Source organism: Bacterioplanes sanyensis, from assembly GCF_014652515.1.
GTDB classification, from domain to species: Bacteria; Pseudomonadota; Gammaproteobacteria; order Pseudomonadales; family Oceanobacteraceae; genus Bacterioplanes; species Bacterioplanes sanyensis.
Genome location: NZ_BMYY01000001.1, coordinates 292,923 through 314,467, shown reverse-complemented (window position 1 = coordinate 314,467; position 21,545 = coordinate 292,923). Strand labels below are relative to the sequence as shown.

The following is a 21,545-nucleotide window of genomic DNA, read 5'->3' as shown; positions in this document are numbered from 1 at the left end:
CTGTGGCAGAGGGTCAACATCAACGTACTGTTGCACACAGAAAACGACGAAAGTGATCGACTTTGCAGGTCTATTTATGCCGGAGAGCGGAGGAAACTCGCCAGATCTGACATTGATCTTGTCAGGCAAGCCATTAGAGTAAAAGCTCTAGCTCAACTCAGGTGCGCAACCATGGATGCCACTCACTGCCCACGAGAAACCTTGCATCTGGCTTTGACGGTGCTGGCTCGCAATGGCATTCGCCAACCGCATAAGCAACTGCCGAAACTTCAAGACTGGCTCGGAAGCGCCCATCAACCGCCCAACTGGAACGATTTAGTCGCCTTGCTCCGCCAAGCACAAGATTTGACCGGTAACCCGGCATTAATGTTGGAGTTTGGCATGCTGCTGGGTCTACAACATGGCTTAGAAACGCCACAACGACTGCCGCGCAGCTCTCCGCTAGAACAACTTTGGCGCTTTGAGATACAAGCCCAAACAGTGCAATGGCACTGGCGCTTAGCCGTCAACGATCCGTGTGGTCTAACGGAGCTGCTGCTGGCGTACACCCATAGCCGCTACCCAATCAGTCGCGATCACGATCAGCTGGTGCTGCATTTGCCATTTGCCAAACCGGCCCACGCCCATCTGTATGCCCTCTATATACCACTGCCCATCGAGTTTGCTAGCGACAACCTGGCGCTGTCGAACACCGCACCGTTTTGGCCATGGCAAATGCAGCTCGGCACAGAGGCGCTGCCATCATCCAACACTGCCGCCAATGCACCGCTGACGCCGGCTCGTGTGGTGGTCGAAAAAACTCTAAATGCCCTGCGAGCCAACCTGACCAATCCGCCTTTACAGCAACACATCGCGCAGCGCTTATTGCTATCGGAGCGCACGTTCAAACGCCGCTTACAAGATTGCCAATGCTGTTATCAGGAGTTGCTGAGCGATCTGCGCTTGCGCCTCGCTTGCCAATGGCTAAATCAAGGCCAGCTCTCAGTAAGCGACATCGCGCAACGGTTGGGCTATGCCAATGTGGCGAATTTTTCTAAGGCGTTTAAGAAATGGAAAGGGTGTGCACCGTCGCGGTGGCATTCCCAGTCAGTTAGCGCACCTATAGCCGTAGAAAAAGCAAAGGAAGAATCAGAATTAAACAGCCAGAGCTCGGTGACAGATGAGCAACTACTACCAGCAATGCAGTGACATGGCCATATTCAAATAGCCAACTTTTAAACTCTTAATCGTTCGCCAATACAGGCACCTAAGCAGCAGCGAAGACATAACGTAGAGATACAAAAAAAGCGGATACGTTAAACGTATCCGCTTTAGTGTGCTCAATAGGAGTTATTTAATTAGAACTCGTATTCAACAGAACCTAAGAACGTGCGACCTGCCGTGTCATAGAGACTCAGCGCAATCTCACGGGATGCATCCCAGTTGTCGCCAGCGATAGATGGATCTTCATCTGTCACGTTACGAATACCGAAGGATACTTTGGCGTTGCTCATTGCATTCCAAACAACGTTTACAGTGTGCATACCCCAAGCGTCGTACTTATCACCAGTCGACGTCTCTACACCGTCGGTGTAGTTGTATACCCAGTTGGCATCAATAGCGCCGTAGGAATAGCCCATGGTTGCACTGGCGCGAAACTCAGGATAGCCCGTTGAGCTGGTTGCTGTACCAACGCGACGCAGTGTTGCGAAAGGGGTTTCTTCTGTATAGGTGCGTAGTTTTGCCACCTGCAACTCAGGGTTAAAGATACCAAAGTTGGTATCGAGGCTGTACTGAACACGCAAGTCCATACCGCTAACTTCTTGGCTGTTCAGGTTGGCCACGGCGTTGATCAAACCACACTCTGGGGGATTGCCTGTTACACAACGCAACAGTGTACCCGGAACGCCATTTTCACTAGGGTTACGGTTAACAATAATACCAGCTGGCAAGCTACCAGATTGCTCCAGAGTCATGATGTCTTGCTCGCTGAGGCTAGCGATCACATCGTCTACTTTCACCTGGTACCAGTCCAAACTAACCATCAGGTTATCAACTGGCTCAGCAAATATACCAAAGTTGATCGAGGTTGAAGTTTCTGCCTCCAGCTCAGGGTTACCCGTTTGGTAAACTTCGTACTGGGCTGTTTCACAGTCATCATCAGAAATGCCCTGTGCTGCACAACGAGTGGTATCTTTGAAGTTTTCAAATGATTGCGCAGGCTTCGAGTAGATGTCCGTCAGGTTTGGGGCTTTAAACCCTTGACCAGCAGAAGCACGCAAAGTCAGGCGCTCAAATGGCGAATATCGCAATGCAATTTGCGGAGACAACTGAGAGTCAAAGTCGCTGTAGTCGTCAAAGCGAGCAGCAACAGTTACATCAAACTCGTAAGTAATCGGCAGGAACATTTCACCATAGGCCGCCCAGCGATCACGATCACCAGAAGCAGAGTTACCAGCAGAGCCGATGATGTTCTGAGCTTCGCGTTGAGTATCATACAAGTCACGATACTCTTCTCGTGCGGTTTCGATACCAACCGCCCAACCTACGTTTGAGCTTAAGCCAAAGTCCAACTCACCATCGAAGTTAACCATGAAGGCGTAATAGTCAGTGGCCAGATCACGAGACAGTGTCGCCGCACTCTTGTTCACAGCGTCACGGTTGTCTTCGCTACTCGGATTCAGGAAGTCATACTCACCATCCGCCACCAAGCGCTCAATCTCAGACTTGATGATATAGGTCCGACCCTCTTCGTTAGCGTCATAGTTGTACTGCTGAGCAGCCACACTATAGTTGATACCTGTATCGAATATTTGGCCTTCAATACCAACAGTGGTATCAAACTGAATAGCCGTCGTACTGTCGTCACGAGGACCATGCGCTGTAAAGCGGTGGAACAAGTCATAAGCTTCGCCACGGTCGTTCAGCGGCGCATCCTCAGCAATACGGAAGAAACCAACGGCTGGTGCAAATCGACCGAAAGTTTCCATTTTACTGATGCGATTTTCTAAAAACAGAGTATGGGTTTCACCAATATTCTGGCGCGCATTCATAAAAGTGGAGAAGCGCTCAGATCCCATCGTGATAGCAGCAGAGCTGGTGTAATCATAACCACACACGTCACCAGAAGTGCCAAATGCATCCTTAACGATCACAAATCCGTCTCGCGAACAGTCATCGACTAGGAAAGACTCGGTAAACTCGGTGTTAAATCCGGTATTACCACCCGCACTGATACCGCTAGTTGAAGAAATAGCCGGCTTATCGTTAGTGAAACTTGACTTCGAGTAGTCGCGATTCGCAGCATACACAGGGTCCTTACGCTGCCAATCGAGGGAGAATACTAGGCTAGAGTCCTTATCTGAGGCGCCATAAGTCACTTTCACAGCATTGGTGTTTTCATCACCATGTGAGCCTTGCTCACGACTGTATTTGACTTTGGTGCCGTTGTAATCGCTTTTCATGATGATGTTAACAACACCACCAATGGCATCCGCACCATAAACAGCTGAGGCGCTATCGGTCAATACCTCAATCCGCTCTACTGCTGACATAGGGATGGTGTTCAAGTCAACTGCTGAAGAACCAGTAAAAGGCGTACCAGGGACTCGGCGACCGTTAATCAACACAGCTGTGCGGTCTGCGCCTAAGCCACGCAAATCGATCAAAGCGGCGCCACCGAAGCTGGAACCAGACTGCTCACGATAAGAACCCAGCGAGTTGTATGGCGTGTTGCGCAAAGCATCTGCGACGTTTTCCAAACCAGCAGCCGCCATTGCATCACCATCTAGAACGGTAACTGGGCGAGGTGAATCATTGACAGTGGTTGAAATCCGTGAACCAGTTGCGATTACTTCCTCGATGACCTCTTTTGACTGGGTTTCTGCAGCCATCGACACCATTGGCACAGCGGCCAAGGATGCTGTACCGATCGAACCGAGGATAATGGCTCGGGACAGAAGGGTTTTTCTCATTAGATTCTCTCCAAGTTGAAGCCCGTTGGTCGAGGCTTCTTCTTCGTTCTCGGTGCTGCATGTCACGCAACACGTCTGTTTTTATCTCCGCTGTAACGGAAACTTTCAGGCTTCCCAAAGCAGAACATGGGCCAATGTAACAGATAGTTCATATAGAGTTGCTAGTCAGTTCCATAAATTATAAACAACCTGATCATTCACTAAATAAATAAACCCATCAACATGGGGCTGAGCGGCACTTTCAGCACTTTTTGCTGATTAGTTTTTTCTTATTGGGCCACATCCGAACTTTCTTCGATTCCACCCCTTGTTTTTCGCACCACTTTGATGCATCCGGTAACAACAAGGTAACAAATTGGTGCATGTGTAACCTTTCGTAGCCATGAGTTAACAAACAAGTGTTACCCCTCGAAATATAGACATTTCTATTAATAACCCTATAAGAATCTGCAAGCCTTTGATTCTGCGTGAGTTTGAACGAGTGCAAATCGAGGCCAACAAACGCCGGTAACGTCGGCCACAGGGCCTGCCACATGGGCATATGCTCTTGGTGATATAGGTATTAGAAGCGAGACTCAAGCACCATAAGTGAGCCCGTATTAGTACCAATGCGACTTGCCAGACCCAGGGCAAAGCCGTACATTTGCCGACTTTGCCAGCGGCTTACCACTGCTGGCTTACTTTATGCTAAGGGATGCAACGCTGCCCAATAGGCACTTGGAAGCCTCTGATTTTTCGTCGTTTTATGCGAGCGGCGAAACGCAGAAGTAACCTAGATAAATTAACCGAACTGGCTGTGTAGCGGCCACAAGCTGTCACAGTAACCGAGTCCGAGTAATCACCATGAACCTTGTTCAACGACTTAGCGCATTGTTGGCCCTCTCCTTAATGGTGAGTGGCTGTGGCGATGCAATATGGAATAACCCACACCCCAGTGCAGACCGCGATGAAGTGGTGCTGTATTCCAACTTCAGCGAACGTCCAAAACATTTGGACCCAGCGCGCTCCTACAGTGCTGATGAATCTCAGTTCATCGACCAAGTGTACGAGCCGCCGCTGCAGTATCACTACCTTAAACGTCCGTATGAGCTAGAGCCGGCCACGCTTACCCAGATGCCCGAGCTCTATTTTCTTGACGAAGAGGGCAACCGCTTACCCGAGGATGCTGAAAACCCAGCTTACAGTGTCTATGACCTCACACTTAAGCCTGGCATCATGTATCAACCGCATCCCTCTTTTGCGCGCAACGACGATGGCAGCTTTTATTACGACTTTGCCAATGCCGAAGAAAGCAGCGCTTACCGTACTCTGAAAGATTTCACCGAAATGGGTACCCAAGAGCTGACCGCGGATGATTACATTTATCAGATCAAACGCCTGGCCGACCCCAAACGTCTGGCCCCTCTGCGCGGTCTGCTAAGTAAATACATTGTGGGCATGAAAGAGTTCAGCGAAGAGGTCGCCGCCCGCCGTGAAAACATGGGCAGCAACGATTGGTTGGACTTGCGTGAACTGGAAATGGCAGGCTTGGAAAAGGTCGACGATTACCGCTTCCGCATTAAGTTAAAAGGTGTATACCCACAGTTCCAGTATTGGTTAGCTTTCCATTTCTTTGCTCCCGTACCCTGGGAAGTTGACCGCTTCTATCACCTGCCTGGCTTGCCTGAACGCAACATCACCCTCGACTGGCACCCAGTCGGTACCGGTGCCTTTATGATGGTGGAAAACAACCCGAACTCTCAAATTGTGCTGCAGCGCAATCCTAATTTCCGCGACGATTTCTACCCGACAGAGGGTATGCCAGAAGATCAGCATAACGGTTTGCTGGCCGATGCTGGCCAAAAAGTGCCCTTTATTGACCGCGCCGTGTACCGCTTAGAAAAAGAAGCCATCCCCATTTGGACCAAGTTTATGCAGGGCTACTACGACCGCTCTGGCATCAGCAATGACAGCTTCGACCAAGCGGTTGATATGAGCAGCGATGGCATTAATCTTAGCGATGACATGCGTTCTAAAGGCGTGCATCTCGACAAAGCGACGCGCCCTTCCACCTTTTATCTCGGCATGAACATGCTTGACCCGGTTGTCGGTGGTGACTCAGAAAGAGCACGCAAACTGCGTCAGGCCATTGCCATTGCTTACGACACTGAAGAGTTTATTCAGATTTTCCTTAATGGCCGTGGTGAGCCAGGCATGAGCCCTGTTCCACCTGGTATTTTTGGTCATCAGGTCGGCGAAGAAGGCATTAACCCACTGGTTTACGATTGGGTAGATGGCAAGCCACAGCGCAAATCCATTGAAGAAGCTAAACGCTTGCTGGCTGAAGCCGGTTATCCAGATGGCCGCGACGCCGAAACCGGCGAGCCGCTGGTGCTCAATCTTGATATTACCTCAACCAGCAGCACCAAAGCGCGCCTGGCGTGGATGCAGAAGCAATTCAACAAAATTGATTTGCAACTCAATATTCGCGCCACCGACTACAACCGCTTTAAAGAAAAACTGGAAACCGGTAACGCGCAAATCTTCTTCTTTGGTTGGCTGGCCGATTACCCAGATCCTGAAAACTTCCTGTTCCTGCTGCATGGCCCGAATGCACAGGTAGATTCCAAGTCTGGTGTCAATGCCACCAACTTCAAAAACGCTCGCTACGATGAGCTGTTTGCTCAGATGAAGCTGTTGCCAAACGGTCCTGAGCGCATGGAGGTTATTCGCGAAATGATTGATATTTTGCGTACTGAAGCGCCTTGGACATCCATGTTCCACGGTCATGACTACATGCTTAATAATGCTTGGGTCAGCAACAGCAAGCTGCACGGTATTTCTAAGGCCACTTTGAAATACATCAAGATTGATCCTGAGCTGCGTCAGCAAAAGCAACGCGAATGGAACAAACCCAACCTAGTGCCTCTGGTGTTGGTGATTTTGTTGCTGGCTGCCCTTATTTTCCCCGCCATCATGGTGTATCAGCGCCGCCAGAAACAGACGATTGGAGAATAATTAATTCATGGCTACTTATATTATCCGGCGTTTGTTGTACGCCATCCCAATTCTGATTGGCGTTAATCTGCTGACCTTCGCTTTGTTCTTTATGGTCAATACCCCAGACCAAATGGCGCGGGTACAGCTGGGTGAAAAGCACGTCACCGAAGCAGACATTGAACAGTGGAAAGCAGAACGTGGCTACGATCAGCCGCTGTTTATTAATAGTGAAGCAGAGGGTATGGGTACCTTGACCCAAACCATCTTCTTTGAAAAGTCGATCAAGCTACTGGCGTTTGAGTTCGGTAAGTCCGATGAGGGCCGCTCCATCAGTGCTGACATCAAAGAGCGCATGTGGCCATCGTTGGCGGTATCCATCCCGACCTTTATTGTCGGCATTCTGGTCAATATCTGCGTTGCCTTGCTGGTGGTGATGTTCCGTGCCACCAGCTTTGAAGTCGCAGCGATGGCTTTGTGCGTGATGCTGCTATCGATTTCACCGGTGTTTTATGTGATTGGTGGTCAGTTCTTTTTCGCCAAGCTGTGGGCACTGGTGCCTATTTCGGGCTACTTGCCTGAGGAGCCTTGGCGCTTCGTTCTTCTGCCGGTGATTGTTGGTGTCATCGCAGGTATCGGTGCTGGTACACGTTTGTACCGCACGGTGTTTATTGAAGAAGCGAATAAAGATTACATTCGTACCGCGCGCGCTAAAGGTGTGCCTGAGTTAACCGTTCTGTTCCGTCATTTGTTGCCGAACGGCATGATCCCGGTACTGACCAGTGTGGTGGTAATCATTCCATCACTGTTTATGGGCAGCCTGCTGGTGGAGTCCTTCTTTGGTATTCCCGGTCTTGGCAGCTACACCCTAGACGCCATTAACGCACAGGATTTTGCCATTGTGCGCTCCATGGTTTTCTTAGGGTCTGTCCTCTACATCATTGGTCTGTTACTGACCGACATCTCCTACACATTGGTTGATCCGAGGGTGAAGTTGTCATGATCAAGCCGGTTATTCTTTGGAGTGACGTCCTGATTTACCTACTGGTGATCAGCGTCGTTGCCTTTTTAATTCAACTCCGTAAGCGCCCACAAACCCGTGAGCGCTGGCGTTCTGTTTTCACCAGTAAAGTCGGCATGGTCAGCTTTGTGGTCATTGCTTTTTACGTGCTGGTGGCACTGCTCGACTCACTGCACTATCGCGAAGCATTGCCACCGTCTGGCGAAGGCGAGCAAACCACGGCGTACAGTAGCGAAGTAAAGTCGGTCTTGGATGTCGTGCTGCATAACCTGCATGAAAGCAATGAAAAGACCTACTCCGCGCCATTTGCCATTTATTCGTTTGCTAAAGAAAACCTAGAAGCTGACGATGGCTCAATTTACCGCGATTACCCGCGTCTTGAGCATGCAGGCAAACACCTAGACGACCCATCCGAGCGCACGGGCGATATCTTGTGGCGCACCTTGGTCGCGCTGATGACTGGGCTATTGATTGCGGCAGTGCTGATTGGTCTGCATAAATACGTACTGCGCGGTAGCGATGGAGACAATGGCATCCCTTGGAAAGCCGCCTACATCACCATTGCTATTTTGAGCATGTTCACTTGCTGGGTGATTCAGTTGAGTGAGTTTTATCACGTCATGGGTACCAACAAGGTCGGTGCCGACGTGATGTACAGCAGTATTAAAGCCATTCGCACGGGTGTATTGATTGGTACTCTGGCCACCATGGTAACGCTGCCGTTTGCCATTATTTTGGGCATCAGTGCCGGTTACTTTAAAGGCTTGGTCGATGATATTGTGCAATATCTGTACACCACCTTAAGCTCGATCCCCAGCATTCTATTGATTGCCGCTTCGGTGCTGTTGGTGGATGTCTACATCGAAACCAATGCTGAAGAGTTTAATCTGACGATTTTGCGCTCAGACTTTAAGTTCTTAGCCTTGTGCGCCATTTTAGGCTTAACCAGCTGGACCACGCTGTGCCGCCTGTTGCGTGCCGAAACACTTAAGGTAAGCCAGTTAGAATACGTGCAAGCGGCGCATGCCTTTGGTGTCAGCCACGGCAACATTATTAGCCGTCATATTTTGCCCAACATTACCCACATTATTCTGATCGCCCTGGTGCTGGATTTCAGTATGTTTGTACTGGCCGAAGCACTGCTGTCTTACATTGGTGTCGGTGTCGATCCAAGCATGCACAGCTGGGGTAACATGATTAATGCCGCCCGCTCGGAACTGTCCCGCGACCCATTTGTTTGGTGGCCAGTGATTTCAGCTTTCTTGTTGATGTTCACCTTGGTATTGGCTGCCAACCTGTTCTCAGACGAAGTACGTAACGCCTTTGACCCGCGGACTGTAAAGGAGGGTAACTGATGACTAACAATACAGTACTGCAGGTTAATGACCTCAAAGTACGCGTTGGCCAACGTGGCCACGAGCTGGTCAAAGGCATCAGCTTTCATATTGACCAAGGCGAAATTTTCGCCTTGGTGGGTGAGTCGGGCTCCGGTAAATCGCTGACTTCACTGTCTATCATGCGCTTACTGCCCAATGCGTTGCAGGTAGCAGGTGGCAGTATTGTGCTGCGTGATACGCATTTGTTCCGCCTCACGGAAGCACAAATGAATGACGTGCGCGGTAAGCGCATTGCCATGATTTTCCAAGAGCCGCAAAGCTCGCTTAACCCAGTGCAAACCATTGGCGATCAGCTGAAAGAAGTGATCCAGTTGCACCAGGACATTGCCGCCAGCGAGATGAATCAGAAAATGATTTCTCTGTTGGAAGAAGTCGGTATTCCTGAGCCTGCAGCGCGACTGAAGTGGTATCCGCATCAGCTGTCGGGCGGTCAAAAGCAGCGCATTATGATTGCCATGGCTTTGGCGTGTGAGCCAGAGCTGTTGATTGCCGACGAACCCACCACGGCATTGGATGTGACCATTCAGCGTCAAATCCTAGAGCTGCTCGATAAATTGCGCAAAAGCCACAATCTCAGCGTATTGCTGATCACCCACGATATGGGCGTGGTGGCTGAAATGGCCGACCGTGTGGCAGTGATGCAATACGGCGAAATTCTTGAGCAAGCCGACCGCGATACTTTCTTCAAAAACCCGCAGCATGAGTACAGCCGCCGGCTGATCAACTCGCTACCGGGCATGGATCACTACCTGAGTGCCAACAGCCAAGACAACCTGTTGAGTGTTGATGGCTTGAAAATCTGGTTCCCGAAAAAGAAAGGGATTTTGCAGCGCACGGTGGGCCACACGAAGGCCGTCGATGACGTTTCTTTTAGCGTAGGTAAGCAAGAAACCTTGGCTCTGGTAGGCGAATCTGGCTCGGGTAAAACCACCACAGGTAAAGCCATCCTGCGCTTAAACGAGATTTATGGTGGTTCTATTCGCTTTGACGGCCAGGAAATTACAGACCTGAATCGCAAAGCCTTTATGCCGCTGCGCCGCGATATTCAAATCATTTTCCAAGACCCGTTTTCTTCGATGAACCCGCGCATGAGCATTCGCGAGATCATTGAAGAAGGCATGCTCAGCTTAGAGGTCGGCCAAAATGAGCAGGAACGCGAAGCGACCATGCAGCGCTTACTGGATCGGGTTGGCATGCTGCCGGAGCATTTAAATCGCTATCCGCATGAGTTCTCGGGTGGTCAGCGTCAGCGCATCGCCATTGCCCGCGCCCTGGCGGTGAACCCTAAGCTGATCATCTGCGACGAGCCAACGTCTGCACTGGATGTATCGATTCGTGGCCAAGTGTTGGATTTGCTGCGTGAGCTGCAGGATGAGCTGGGCGTTTCTTACCTGTTTATTACCCATGATTTGTCCATCATTCCACACCTAGCGCACCGCGTTGCGGTAATGAAAAACGGCCAAATCGTCGAACAGGGTGCCACTGAGCAAATCATGCGCTCACCCCAGCATCCGTACACGCAACAACTGTTGGCTGCCGCACCGCGCTCGCCTCTAGAGCACGCGAGTTAACGGCCCTGATGGCCGGCACTGCCCGGCCTTAAGTTGACAGCGCACACATCCTTGGGTTGAATGATTTGATCATTTGACCCAAGGTCCCGCATGAACTCTGCCTCCTATCATCACGGTAATTTACGCCAAGCTCTGCTGGACGCGGCACTGTTATTGATTCGCCAACGCGGCATTGAGCAGCTCAGCTTACGTGCTATTGCTCGCGAGGTCGGTGTGTCTCAAACCGCGCCCTATCGCCACTTTGCTGATAAGAATCGGTTACTGGTCGAAATTGCCATTCAAACCTTTAATGAGCTGGCTCAGCACTGCCAGGCAGCGCTGCAAGCAGATGCCTCAACACCCGAAAACATCCGTCTCTGCGGCTTGGCGTATTTACATTTCGCCATTGCCAACCCGGAGCGCTATAAACTGACCTTCGGCCAGAGCATTGAACACCGGCAAGACTACCCAGAGTTAATGGCGGCGGGCATGGATTCCTTTGCTGTTTTGCTCGACTTGGTTGAGCAAGGCATTCAAGACGGCTCGTTACTCGCGTTAGATGCGCAATTAATGGCCAACACCTGCTGGTCGACCATTCACGGTTTCGCCTCATTGGCCATTGATGGTTTCTACCAACGCCAGTGCCTCACACTCAGCAATGACCAGCTGATCAACAATATGATCGACCTGGCAACCCGCGCCATTTGTCGTCAGCCGCCAGATCTGATGAAAAATACTGACCAATAAGGCAAAAATTACCTAAGACCAAAGTGGTACTACCGTTCGGGATTGGCTCATCCCAGGGGTGTTCGCCGCGCAGCAACACGCTATACTGCCGCCCTTTTATGACATGGCAGTAAGGCAGCGCACTATGGCTAAACAGACCGCACTGTACCAACAGCACCTCGAAGCGGGTGGCAAAATGGTGGATTTTGGTGGCTGGGATATGCCCATTCACTATGGTTCGCAAATTCAGGAACACAACGCCGTACGCGAGCAAGCCGGCGTGTTCGACGTCTCCCACATGACCATCGTCGACATCACCGGCAGTGACGCCAAAGCCTATTTGCAGCGTTTGCTGGCCAATAACGTCGATAAACTCAAAACCCCAGGCAAAGCCCTCTACAGCGGCATGCTGAACGAGCAAGGCGGCGTCATCGACGACTTAATCGTATATCTAACCGAAGACGGCTACCGCACCGTGGTGAACTGCGCCACGCGAGAAAAAGACTTGGCGTGGATGGAGCAGCAACGCGAAGGCTTTGACGTCACCCTAACAGAGCGCCCAGAGCTGGCCATGTTGGCGGTACAAGGGCCAAGCGCCATCGCCACCGTCGCCCATATTTTTAACACCACGGGTCGTACTCACATGGCCGAGTTGGTGCAAAACCTAAACGTTTTCCAGGGCCTGCCCTGCGATGGCTGGTTTATTGCCCGCACCGGCTACACCGGCGAAGACGGCTTGGAAATCATGATTCCTGAGCAGCAAGTCGCCGATTTCTGGCAAGCATTATTAGCCAACCAAGTGCAGCCTGCGGGCCTGGGCGCACGCGATACCTTGCGCTTGGAAGCCGGCATGAACTTATACGGCAACGATATGGATGACAGCGTCAGCCCGCTGCAAGCCGGCATGGGTTGGACCATTGCCTGGGAGCCAGCCGAGCGTGAATTTAACGGTCGTGCCCCACTGTCTCGCGAAAAAGAAGCCGGCGACAGCCCCAAACTGGTGGGCCTGATTTTAGAAGGCCGCGGCATTATGCGCGCCCATCAAAAAGTGGTGGTCGAGGGCGTTGGCGATGGCGAAATCACCTCCGGCACCTTTTCTCCGACCATGCAAAAATCCATCGCCATGGCGCGCGTGCCACGTGCAACCGGCGATAGCTGTCAGGTTGAAGTGCGTGGTAAATTGGTGGCCGCCAAAGTAGTAAAACTGCCCTTTGTCCGCAACGGTAAAATCGTCTGCGAATAATTCACCCATACAAAAACACCGCCGCCAAGATACCCGCGGCGATGACGAGCGGCCACGACGAGAGTGCAATGCGCCGCAAGCTAACAGGAGAGATACGATGAGCAACATTCCACAAGACTTAAAATACGTAAAATCCCATGAGTGGCTGCGTTTAGAGGACGACGGCAGCGTAACCGTTGGCATTACCGATTACGCGCAGCAGCAACTGGGTGACGTGGTCTTTGTTGAACTGCCAGAAGTGGACACCGAAGTCGGCGAAGGCGACGACATCGCTGTGGTGGAATCGGTTAAAGCAGCTTCTGATATTTACGCCCCACTGCCGGGTAAAATCATCGCCATTAATGAAGCACTGGTGGATGCGCCAGAAAAAGTCAATGAAGACCCCTACGGCGAAGCTTGGTTCTTCCGCATGGAACTGGCCAATGCAGACGACATGAACGAGCTGCTGAGCGCTGAAGACTACGCCGCCGAGTGCGAATAATCGCCCACCCGCCGGGCTAACCTGCCCGGCTCTCTCCCCGTTTTTTTAGTACGAGCAAGCCCATGACCACATTGTCTTTAAAACAACTGGAACAGCACGACAGTTTTGTTGGCCGTCACATCGGCAGCAATGGCGCCGGCCCTGATGCACGCGAAGAAAATGCCATGCTGAAGGCGATTGACGCTGAGTCCCTCGACAGCCTGACGGCAGAAATTGTGCCGCATGATATTTTGCGTGAGCCATTTCTAAATATTGCTGACAGCCGCAATGAAGCCGAAGCCTTGGCCTATTTGCGCAGCCTAGCCGAGCAAAACCAGGTGTTTAAAAGCTACATTGGCCAAGGCTATCACGACACCATTATTCCACCGGTGATTTTGCGCAACGTACTGGAAAACCCGGGGTGGTACACCGCCTACACGCCCTATCAGCCAGAAATTGCCCAAGGTCGCTTAGAAGCTTTGCTGAATTTCCAGCAAATGGTGATCGACTTTACCGGCATGGAGTTGGCCAACGCCTCTTTGCTAGACGAAGGCACTGCCGCCGCGGAAGCCATGGCAATGGCCAAGCGCTCGGTTAAGAAAAATAAGTCCAACATCTTTTATATTGATGAAAACTGTCTGCCACAAACCATCGACGTGGTTCGCACCCGCGCCGATGCCTTTGGCTGGGAGTTAATGGTCGGCCCCGCCGAGCAAGCAGGCGACCATGACGTTTTTGGCGCCTTATTCCAATACCCGGGTAAAGATGGCGATGTGCAGGATTTCACCGACGTGATTGCCAAGCTGCATGCCAATAATGCCTTGGCTGCTGTTGCCACGGATTTAATGGCACTGGTCATGCTCAAAGCACCGGGTGAAATGGGCGCTGATATTGTACTGGGCAACGCTCAGCACTTTGGTGTGCCGATGGGCTTTGGTGGCCCACACGCGGCCTTCTTTGCCACTCGTGATGCCTTTAAACGCTCAATTCCGGGCCGGATTATCGGGGTTTCCGTCGATGCCAACGGCCAACCTGCGCTGCGCATGGCATTGCAAACCCGCGAGCAACACATTCGCCGCGAAAAGGCGAATTCCAACATTTGTACCGCCCAAGTATTGCTGGCGAATTTGTCGTCGTTTTATGCCGTCTACCACGGCCCGCATGGCCTTAAAACCATTGCCCAACGCATTCATCGCCTAACCGATATTCTTGCCAAAGGCTTAACTAGCAAAGGCCTGACTATTGTTAATCAGCATTGGTTCGACACCCTTACCCTGCAGATTAAAGATAAAGACGCGGTGCTGGCACGCGCCCAACAAGCCGGCATTAACTTGCGCATTGACCAAGGCGACACCCTGGGTGTGAGCTTGCATGAAAAAGTCACGGCTAGCGATGTACAGCAGTTGTTTGATGTCATGCTGGGCGAAGGCCATGGCTTGGATGTGTACGCATTGGATGGCGAAGTGCAAACTGCCAATACTATTCCAGCAGCCGTGCAACGCGACACACCGTTCCTAGAGCATCCGACTTTTAATCGCTACCACACCGAGCATGAAATGCTGCGCTATATGAAGCGTTTGGAAGCGAAAGACCTAGCCATGAACCACAGCATGATCACCCTGGGTTCGTGCACCATGAAACTCAATGCTACCACGGAAATGATTCCGGTGACCTGGCCTGAGTTTGCCAACATCCATCCTTTTGCCCCGCGTGAGCAAACCGTCGGCTATGAAAAAATGATCGCCGAGCTGGACGATTATTTAAAAACCATTACCGGTTTTAACACCATTTGCATGCAACCTAACTCTGGCGCGCAAGGTGAATACGCCGGCCTGCTGGCGATTAAAAAATACCACGAAAGCCGCGGTGAAGGTCATCGCAATGTGTGCTTGATTCCACGCTCGGCTCACGGCACCAACCCGGCCTCGGCGCAAATGGCTTCCATGCGCGTGGTGGTCACGGAATGTGACGAGCATGGCAACGTTGATTTTGCTGATTTAAAAGCCAAAGCCGAAGAGTTAAGCGAGCAACTGTCTTGCTTGATGCTGACTTACCCCTCTACTCACGGGGTGTATGAAAAAGGCGTTAAAGAAATTTGCGACCTGATTCACCAGCACGGCGGCCAAGTATATATGGACGGTGCTAACTTGAATGCCCAAGTGGGCCTCACGTCTCCAGGTCATATTGGTGCCGATGTTACCCATATGAACCTGCACAAGACCTTTGCTATTCCCCACGGCGGTGGCGGCCCTGGCATGGGTCCGATTGGTGTGGCCGATCATTTAGCGCCGTTTGTGGCGAACCATTTACAGCGCCCGATCGAAAACGCCGCAACGGGCAATGGGCCGGTATCCTCAGCGCCGTTTGGTTCATCCAGTATTTTACCCATTAGCTGGATGTACATTACCTTGATGGGCGGCAATGGCCTGCGTAAAGCAACCCAAAATGCCCTGTTAAAAGCCAACTATTTGGCCAAGCGTTTAAGCGCCCATTACCCGATTTTGTACAGTGGTGATAATGGTCGTGTGGCGCACGAGTGCATCGTCGACTTACGCCCCATTAAAGCCGAAACCGGCATTACCGAAGTAGATATTGCCAAGCGCTTAATGGATTACGGTTTTCATGCACCGACCATGTCGTTCCCTGTGGCGGGCACCTTTATGATCGAGCCAACGGAATCGGAGAGCATGGCGGAAATTGATCGCTTTGCCGATGCTATGATCGCCATCAAGGGTGAAATCGACGCCGTCGCCAGTGGTGAGTTGGACAGTGAAGACAACCCACTGAAGCACGCACCGCATACTGCCGAAGCCATTGCCGGCAATTGGCCGCATAAATACAGCCGTGAACTTGCCGCCTACCCCAGCCGCAACCTAGGGGCGCACAAGTTCTGGCCCAGTGTCGGCCGCATTGACGATGTCTATGGCGATCGCAACTTGATTTGCTCTTGCCCAGCCATCGAAAACTACGAGGATTAATCCTCAAAAAAAACAGCCGGCTCTGCCGGCTGTTTTTTATCATCTCAGCAGCTGATTAAATAGTTGCTGCCCTATGCTGGCTATGGCGGCATTTCTATCGTCAAAGCTGGCCTCGGTTTCAGCCATATAAATCGCTATCACCCAAGGCTGCTCAACTCCCGGCGGCCACACCAGCGCCGTTATTGCACGCGCACCATGACCGCCAGCACCACTGCGATCGGCTATTTGCCAACCTTTGGGCAACACCTTGCGCAATAAACCATCGGCCACCTGATTGTTTTGCATCCACGAGCGCAATTGCTGCTGCGCTGCTTTAGGCAAGCCCTCAGCGACGAGTAAGCGATGCAGGGTTTTGCTGATTGCGATGGGCGTGGTGGTATCGCGCTCATCACCAGGAATGGCGCTATTTAACTGTGTTTCTCGCCGGTCCAAGCGGGTGATGTCATCGCCTTGCTGGCGCAAGAACTCGGTGAGCGCGGGCGGACCACCTAAGGCATCTAGCACTAAATTGGCGGCGCTGTTATCGCTGGTCGCCAAGGTGATGGCACACAGCTCAGGCAACGCCATGGTAGCACCTACACGCTCTTTCATAACGGGCGCGTAGCTGACGATATCCGTCTGCTTAACCGTCACTTCTTGCTTATTCATATTTGGAGAGGCCAACAGCTGCGCACAAAGAAGGCTTTTAAAAGTGCTGGTCAGCGCAAAACGTTGCTCGCCCTGATACGACCAGGCCAAATCGCCATTGGGTGCTAGCAACGCAACGCCAACTCTGGCTTCTAGATCACGCTCGATGCCTCGCGTAACTTGCTCTACCTTGGACCAATCCGCCCACGCCATAGCGGGCAGCCAAGCCGCGATCAAAGCCATGGTGGTTAGAAATCTACAATACATGGGCACTGTCCTTAAAAAGCGCGATTCTACGGCGTTTCACCGCTGGAAAAAATGACACGCCCTCCATACTGGCGTCATTTGCCATTTACTCTGCGAATTATTACTATGCTCGCCCCGCAGGAGAGAAGGCTTAGGCCTCGCCGAAGGCGCAAACTCCCATAAACGCTCAGGCACCCGGACTGCGGCATCTAAAACGCCAACTGGAGAGCGGTTGCAACAGCAACCCACCGACGGGGCAAGCAATGTCTGAGTGGTCATTGCTAAACTCTCAGGTAACCGGACAGGGGGAGGGGCACAGATAACTGCAGGAGTACTGCATGCTGACCCTCGCCTATTTGATTGCCATTACCGCTGAAGCCATGACGGGCGCCTTAGCCGCCGGTCGACGACAAATGGATTTATTTGGCGTTTCTTTAATTGCCTTTTTAACCGCCCTGGGCGGCGGTACCGTACGCGATGTCTTGCTGGGCAACTTTCCCGTTAACTGGACCCGCCACCCTGAATATATTTACCTCACCATTGGCGCTGGCCTGTTCACTTGGCTGATTGTGCGCTGGGTGCATAAATTGCGACAGTTGTTTTTGGTGCTGGATGCCATTGGTCTGGTGGCTTTTACTCTGATTGGCTGTAACGTTGGCTTAGAGCTAGGGTACGAGCTGCCCGTAGTGGTCATGGCCGGCATCATTACCGGCATATTTGGCGGCATTTTGCGCGACATTTTATGTCAGCGCGAACCTGAAGTGCTGCATCGCGAGCTCTACGCCAGCGTGTCACTGATCGTTGCCTTGCTGTACTTGCAACTGCGCCACCTGGGCATCAACGAAGACAGCACCTTATTGGCCGCCTTTAGCGTTGGGGTGTTACTGCGAATGTGTGCATTGCGCTGGCATTGGCAGTTGCCGACGTTTCAGGTGAAGGCCACGGCATAAAGACCAAGGCAGGAGAGCCAACTGGCTCTCCTTAGGTTAGAAGCCAAACAGTAGGTTCATATCCAAGGTGAACAAGTTAGTGCGTGGTTTGATTACCAAGGATGAGCTGCGAGCATACATACCATCGCTGTCATTGTATGGCTCAAAATCGTACCAGATAAAACGACGGAACTTGCCACCAATATCAAGCTTCATTGACGACGACAAATCCATCGTGCCACCCATGGCCAAGGCCAAAGACCAGCCAAGTTCCAGATCTTGCCCGTCTACTGTAATGTGCTCGTTATCATTCCAGCCATAGAGGCCGACACCGCCCCCCACATAAGGTGTCATGGCAGAGCTGCCTACCCACTTCAGCCAATCCACTTCAAAGCCGTAATAGGTAGCAGAATCAAACTCATCGTGCTCATAACCACTCAGTGCATCGTCGTTATAACTGACACCAATGCGATTCAGGCTGTATTCAATACGATGATTACCGGGGAACACCATGCCCAATAGAATGCGCTGATTAAAGCTTTTTAAACCAACGTCTTTATCACCCACATCCAGACTGCCATAACCGCTTCTGGTTTCAATATCGTAGGTTTCAAGCCCCAAACCTACGCCACCACCAACGCCTGTATATATATCCATCGCTTGGGCGCTATTCACAGTCAGCGCCAGCATTGAGGCAGCCATCAATTGCTTTTTCATCAAATCATCCTGTTATGCTATCTTCCTGCTGAGGCATTTATTAATGAGCCCCAACTTTGGCGCGGCGATTATGCGTGGGATGAGACCAGTGATCAATCACATCAGAACAATAGTCAGCGCTTGAACTGCGTCAGTTTTATATACATCAGTGCCGTTGAAATCACATCGCCGATGGCGGTGTGACGTTCAATAACGGGCACTTGCAGGTCTTTGGCCAGCCCCTCAAAGGTGAGGTCCAGCTGCAGTTCTGGAATATAACGGCGCTTTTGATTGACGTAGATTTCTGAGACTTCGATAAAGCGGTTCGGTAATTTAAAGTTGTATAAGCGCTTAATGTAGCGATTCAAAATTGCGCGATCGTATTCAATGTAGAAACCACAAATCGGCCGGTTACCGACAAAATCCAATACTTTTTCAATCGCCTCTGCACTGCTAACACCGAGGTGGCGATCTTCACGGCGCAAATAGTGCACGCGAACCGCATTTTCATCGGTCTTCGCCGTGGATTTTACCGTCAAATCTAACGCCTGTGACAGCTGAATCTCTTGGCCCTTGACCACCACCGCAGCCACACTCAGCAATTCGCCTTTGCGCTTGTCGAACACGCTGGTTTCGCAATCCAGCACCACCACTTCGTCGCCATCATAGGGGTCGGCCAAATGCCGCCAACGCCCTTCGGGCGGCAAAAAGCCTGGCAGTTGTCGCCTCAGCCAGTAACGCATCAGAAGCTCTCCAAGTGGTAGTGATGCACCAGCAATTGCTTGAATTTTTTCACTCGATGCAACGCATGGCGCAGCAGGCTGCGATCCACACTGCGCAAATGCTCAAGATTTAACTGCTGGCTTAAACCCGGGTTATCGGCCTTGATCGCTAACTGCTGGCGCAAGCGTATGCGCACAAATAATAACAGTGCATCCTTTAAGCCTTGCACCACTTCTTCGTCCAAGATCTGATGCTGCTGCAGCCAATCGAGGCGCTCTAGGGTATTGCAAGCATCCACCGCGTGCTCAAAAGCCAAGGCACGCACCCCATGCACCAAGGGAAAAATACCGCCTTTTTTAATATCGATTTTGCCGTGATCCTCACGGATTTTGCCCAAGAAAGTGAGCGGCGTTTCGAACTGCAGCGCCGGCTTGGCAAACCAGGCAGAAATCATACTGGAGCGTAAATCACTGTGCTGCCAGCGTGCTTTAACGTCGTCAAACAGGTTTTTATCACCACAAACAGGTTCGCCATCCATCAAAATGGCCATGTTCATCATGGCATCGGGCGAGCCCGAGTTAAGCCAACGCCCGACCTTGCCTTGCCAGCCTTCGACGGTGTTGATCCAGCTGTCGTTAATAAACATCACACCACCTGGGCAGGGTGGATAGCCAAATTCCAACAGTGCCTGATGCAACTGATTAAGCAGCGGCATCACCGCTTCGCGCTCGTGCTCTTGCTTTAAAATAACGGCGTTGTCTTGGTCTGTTTTCAGGATTTGCTCGCCCCGCCCTTCACTACCCAACACCAAGATGCACACCCGGTCGCGCAAGCGCGGTGGAAAGATCAAATCGAACGCGCGCTGCAGCAAGCGTCGATTGAGCGTGGTCACCAGCTCCATAATGGCCGCCATTTTTACACCTTGGTCTGACAACGAACGAATCAAGGTGTCTAACCTTTGTGCCGCCACCACCAGCTCTTTCAAACTGCGCGATTGCTCAATGCGCATGGCAATAACGTGGGAGTGAGTGGAAAACAAACTGAGCATATCCATCAGCTCTAACATGCCAACGATATCGCCCTGACGGCGCACCACCACACGTTCGATTTGATATTGCGTCATTTGCAACAGGGCTGAGAACAGAAACTCGCCGTATTCAACTGTGATTAAATCGTATTGTGCAATTTCTGCTACGCGCGTTTGCTTGGTTTTATCGCCCATCAAGGTGGCTTTCAGTAAGTCGGTGCCGGTGACGATGCCAATACCCCGGCTGGAGCGCACTAACACAGCATCGTACTTTTGCTCATGCATCAACTCAGCCACGCGCGCTAGGTTGGTCTGACCATTCACATAAACAGGCGGACGCATGGCGCTGTCATCAATGCGCGCCAGAATAAACTCCGACACACCGCTATCACGCTGCTCGACCAAAGATGCTTGGGTACCCAAGTCGGTTTTAAAATAAATAGAAAAGTCGTCGCTATCGTCTAATAGCTTAATAAAGTCATCTGCACGCAATAAATAGCACAAGGTTTCTTCACAGGCGGTGTAGCGGTGTTTGCACGCAGACTCTAATACCGCGCGCACATCGAATATGTCCTCGCTGCCGTACTGCGAAAACACTTGTCCTTGGCCGTCACTTTCTTCTACCACGCCTTTATAGACGATGAATAAACCGGGAGCGACCTGACCTTCATCAAGAATGACCTGGTCGGTCTGGAAGAACACCAGGTCCAATCGCTGGGTCAGCCATTGTCGCTGCTCTGTCGATAAAAAACTGAACGGTGGCTGATTGAGGTTGATCTGTATCGACATATCTTGCCCTCCTGGCGAGCACTGTCTGCATCAGCCAAACTCGAGGCCGGCGACAGGGCTGGGCAGTCTTGAACTATTCACGTTCAGTGTAACCTTGCTCCTGCCAACACCCAGCACGACATTGGTCTAGCAGGCTTACCAACCCGCGAGAATGCAGGCGATATCCCCAACCAGCATAAGGATTCAGCGCATCAATAGGCCATG

15 protein-coding genes and 1 riboswitch are annotated in these 21,545 nt (G+C 51.5%); of the genes, 10 read left to right on the top strand and 5 right to left on the bottom strand.

Annotated elements, in window-relative coordinates; genetic code table 11:
- Nucleotides 1–171: 171 nt before the first annotated feature.
- On the top strand, nucleotides 172–1,188 hold the full coding sequence (locus IE090_RS01530; RefSeq protein WP_189386577.1) for a helix-turn-helix transcriptional regulator: 1,017 nt from the start codon (nucleotides 172–174) through the stop codon (nucleotides 1,186–1,188).
- A 149-nt stretch (nucleotides 1,189–1,337) separates the two neighbouring features.
- On the opposite strand, the gene IE090_RS01525 is transcribed toward IE090_RS01530, so the two are convergent.
- A complete protein-coding gene (locus tag IE090_RS01525; protein ID WP_189386576.1) occupies nucleotides 1,338–3,953 on the bottom strand; it encodes a TonB-dependent receptor plug domain-containing protein in 2,616 nt (871 codons plus the stop codon).
- An 843-nt stretch (nucleotides 3,954–4,796) separates the two neighbouring features.
- Here IE090_RS01525 and IE090_RS01520 point away from each other — a divergent pair.
- From IE090_RS01520 to gcvP, 8 genes are all read left to right on the top strand, one after another.
- On the top strand, nucleotides 4,797–6,950 hold the full coding sequence (locus IE090_RS01520) for an ABC transporter substrate-binding protein (RefSeq protein WP_189386575.1): 2,154 nt from the start codon (nucleotides 4,797–4,799) through the stop codon (nucleotides 6,948–6,950).
- A gap of 7 nt (nucleotides 6,951–6,957) precedes the next feature.
- Nucleotides 6,958–7,932 carry an ABC transporter permease gene (locus tag IE090_RS01515; protein WP_189386574.1) on the top strand — a complete coding sequence of 325 codons (975 nt, stop codon included), beginning with the start codon at nucleotides 6,958–6,960 and terminating at the stop codon, nucleotides 7,930–7,932.
- Nucleotides 7,929–9,305 (top strand): ABC transporter permease, encoded by a 1,377-nt coding sequence (locus IE090_RS01510; protein ID WP_189386573.1) that lies wholly within the window; start codon nucleotides 7,929–7,931, stop codon nucleotides 9,303–9,305. The genes IE090_RS01515 and IE090_RS01510 overlap by 4 nt, the downstream gene beginning before the upstream one ends.
- Nucleotides 9,305–10,918 (top strand): ABC transporter ATP-binding protein, encoded by a 1,614-nt coding sequence (locus IE090_RS01505; RefSeq protein WP_189386572.1) that lies wholly within the window; start codon nucleotides 9,305–9,307, stop codon nucleotides 10,916–10,918. Before IE090_RS01510 ends, IE090_RS01505 begins: the two co-directional genes overlap by 1 nt.
- A gap of 90 nt (nucleotides 10,919–11,008) precedes the next feature.
- Nucleotides 11,009–11,644, top strand: a complete 636-nt coding sequence (locus tag IE090_RS01500) for a TetR/AcrR family transcriptional regulator (protein WP_189386571.1) — start codon at nucleotides 11,009–11,011, stop codon at nucleotides 11,642–11,644.
- Nucleotides 11,645–11,768: 124 nt separating this feature from the next.
- On the top strand, nucleotides 11,769–12,866 hold the full coding sequence (gene gcvT / locus IE090_RS01495; protein ID WP_189386570.1) for a glycine cleavage system aminomethyltransferase GcvT: 1,098 nt from the start codon (nucleotides 11,769–11,771) through the stop codon (nucleotides 12,864–12,866).
- A 97-nt stretch (nucleotides 12,867–12,963) separates the two neighbouring features.
- On the top strand, nucleotides 12,964–13,347 hold the full coding sequence (gene gcvH, locus IE090_RS01490) for a glycine cleavage system protein GcvH (RefSeq protein ID WP_189386569.1): 384 nt from the start codon (nucleotides 12,964–12,966) through the stop codon (nucleotides 13,345–13,347).
- Nucleotides 13,348–13,409: 62 nt separating this feature from the next.
- Nucleotides 13,410–16,304 carry an aminomethyl-transferring glycine dehydrogenase gene (gene gcvP, locus IE090_RS01485; RefSeq protein WP_189386568.1) on the top strand — a complete coding sequence of 965 codons (2,895 nt, stop codon included), beginning with the start codon at nucleotides 13,410–13,412 and terminating at the stop codon, nucleotides 16,302–16,304.
- Nucleotides 16,305–16,343: 39 nt separating this feature from the next.
- On the opposite strand, the gene bla is transcribed toward gcvP, so the two are convergent.
- Nucleotides 16,344–17,198 carry a class A beta-lactamase gene (gene bla, locus IE090_RS01480; protein ID WP_229815320.1) on the bottom strand — a complete coding sequence of 285 codons (855 nt, stop codon included), beginning with the start codon at nucleotides 17,196–17,198 and terminating at the stop codon, nucleotides 16,344–16,346.
- 190 nt (nucleotides 17,199–17,388) lie between these two features.
- Nucleotides 17,389–17,492, top strand: a riboswitch (glycine riboswitch).
- 23 nt (nucleotides 17,493–17,515) lie between these two features.
- Between bla and IE090_RS01475 the strand changes: the two genes are divergently transcribed.
- The gene (locus tag IE090_RS01475; RefSeq protein WP_189386567.1) at nucleotides 17,516–18,127 is read left to right on the top strand and encodes a trimeric intracellular cation channel family protein; all 612 of its coding nucleotides are present in this window, start codon (nucleotides 17,516–17,518) and stop codon (nucleotides 18,125–18,127) included.
- A gap of 36 nt (nucleotides 18,128–18,163) precedes the next feature.
- On the opposite strand, the gene IE090_RS01470 is transcribed toward IE090_RS01475, so the two are convergent.
- From IE090_RS01470 to IE090_RS01460, 3 genes are all read right to left on the bottom strand, one after another.
- Nucleotides 18,164–18,823 carry a hypothetical protein gene (locus IE090_RS01470; protein WP_189386566.1) on the bottom strand — a complete coding sequence of 220 codons (660 nt, stop codon included), beginning with the start codon at nucleotides 18,821–18,823 and terminating at the stop codon, nucleotides 18,164–18,166.
- A gap of 113 nt (nucleotides 18,824–18,936) precedes the next feature.
- Nucleotides 18,937–19,545, bottom strand: a complete 609-nt coding sequence (locus tag IE090_RS01465) for a 3'-5' exonuclease (protein WP_189386565.1) — start codon at nucleotides 19,543–19,545, stop codon at nucleotides 18,937–18,939.
- Nucleotides 19,545–21,341 (bottom strand): DUF294 nucleotidyltransferase-like domain-containing protein, encoded by a 1,797-nt coding sequence (locus tag IE090_RS01460; RefSeq protein WP_189386564.1) that lies wholly within the window; start codon nucleotides 21,339–21,341, stop codon nucleotides 19,545–19,547. Before IE090_RS01460 ends, IE090_RS01465 begins: the two co-directional genes overlap by 1 nt.
- Nucleotides 21,342–21,545: the final 204 nt, after the last annotated feature.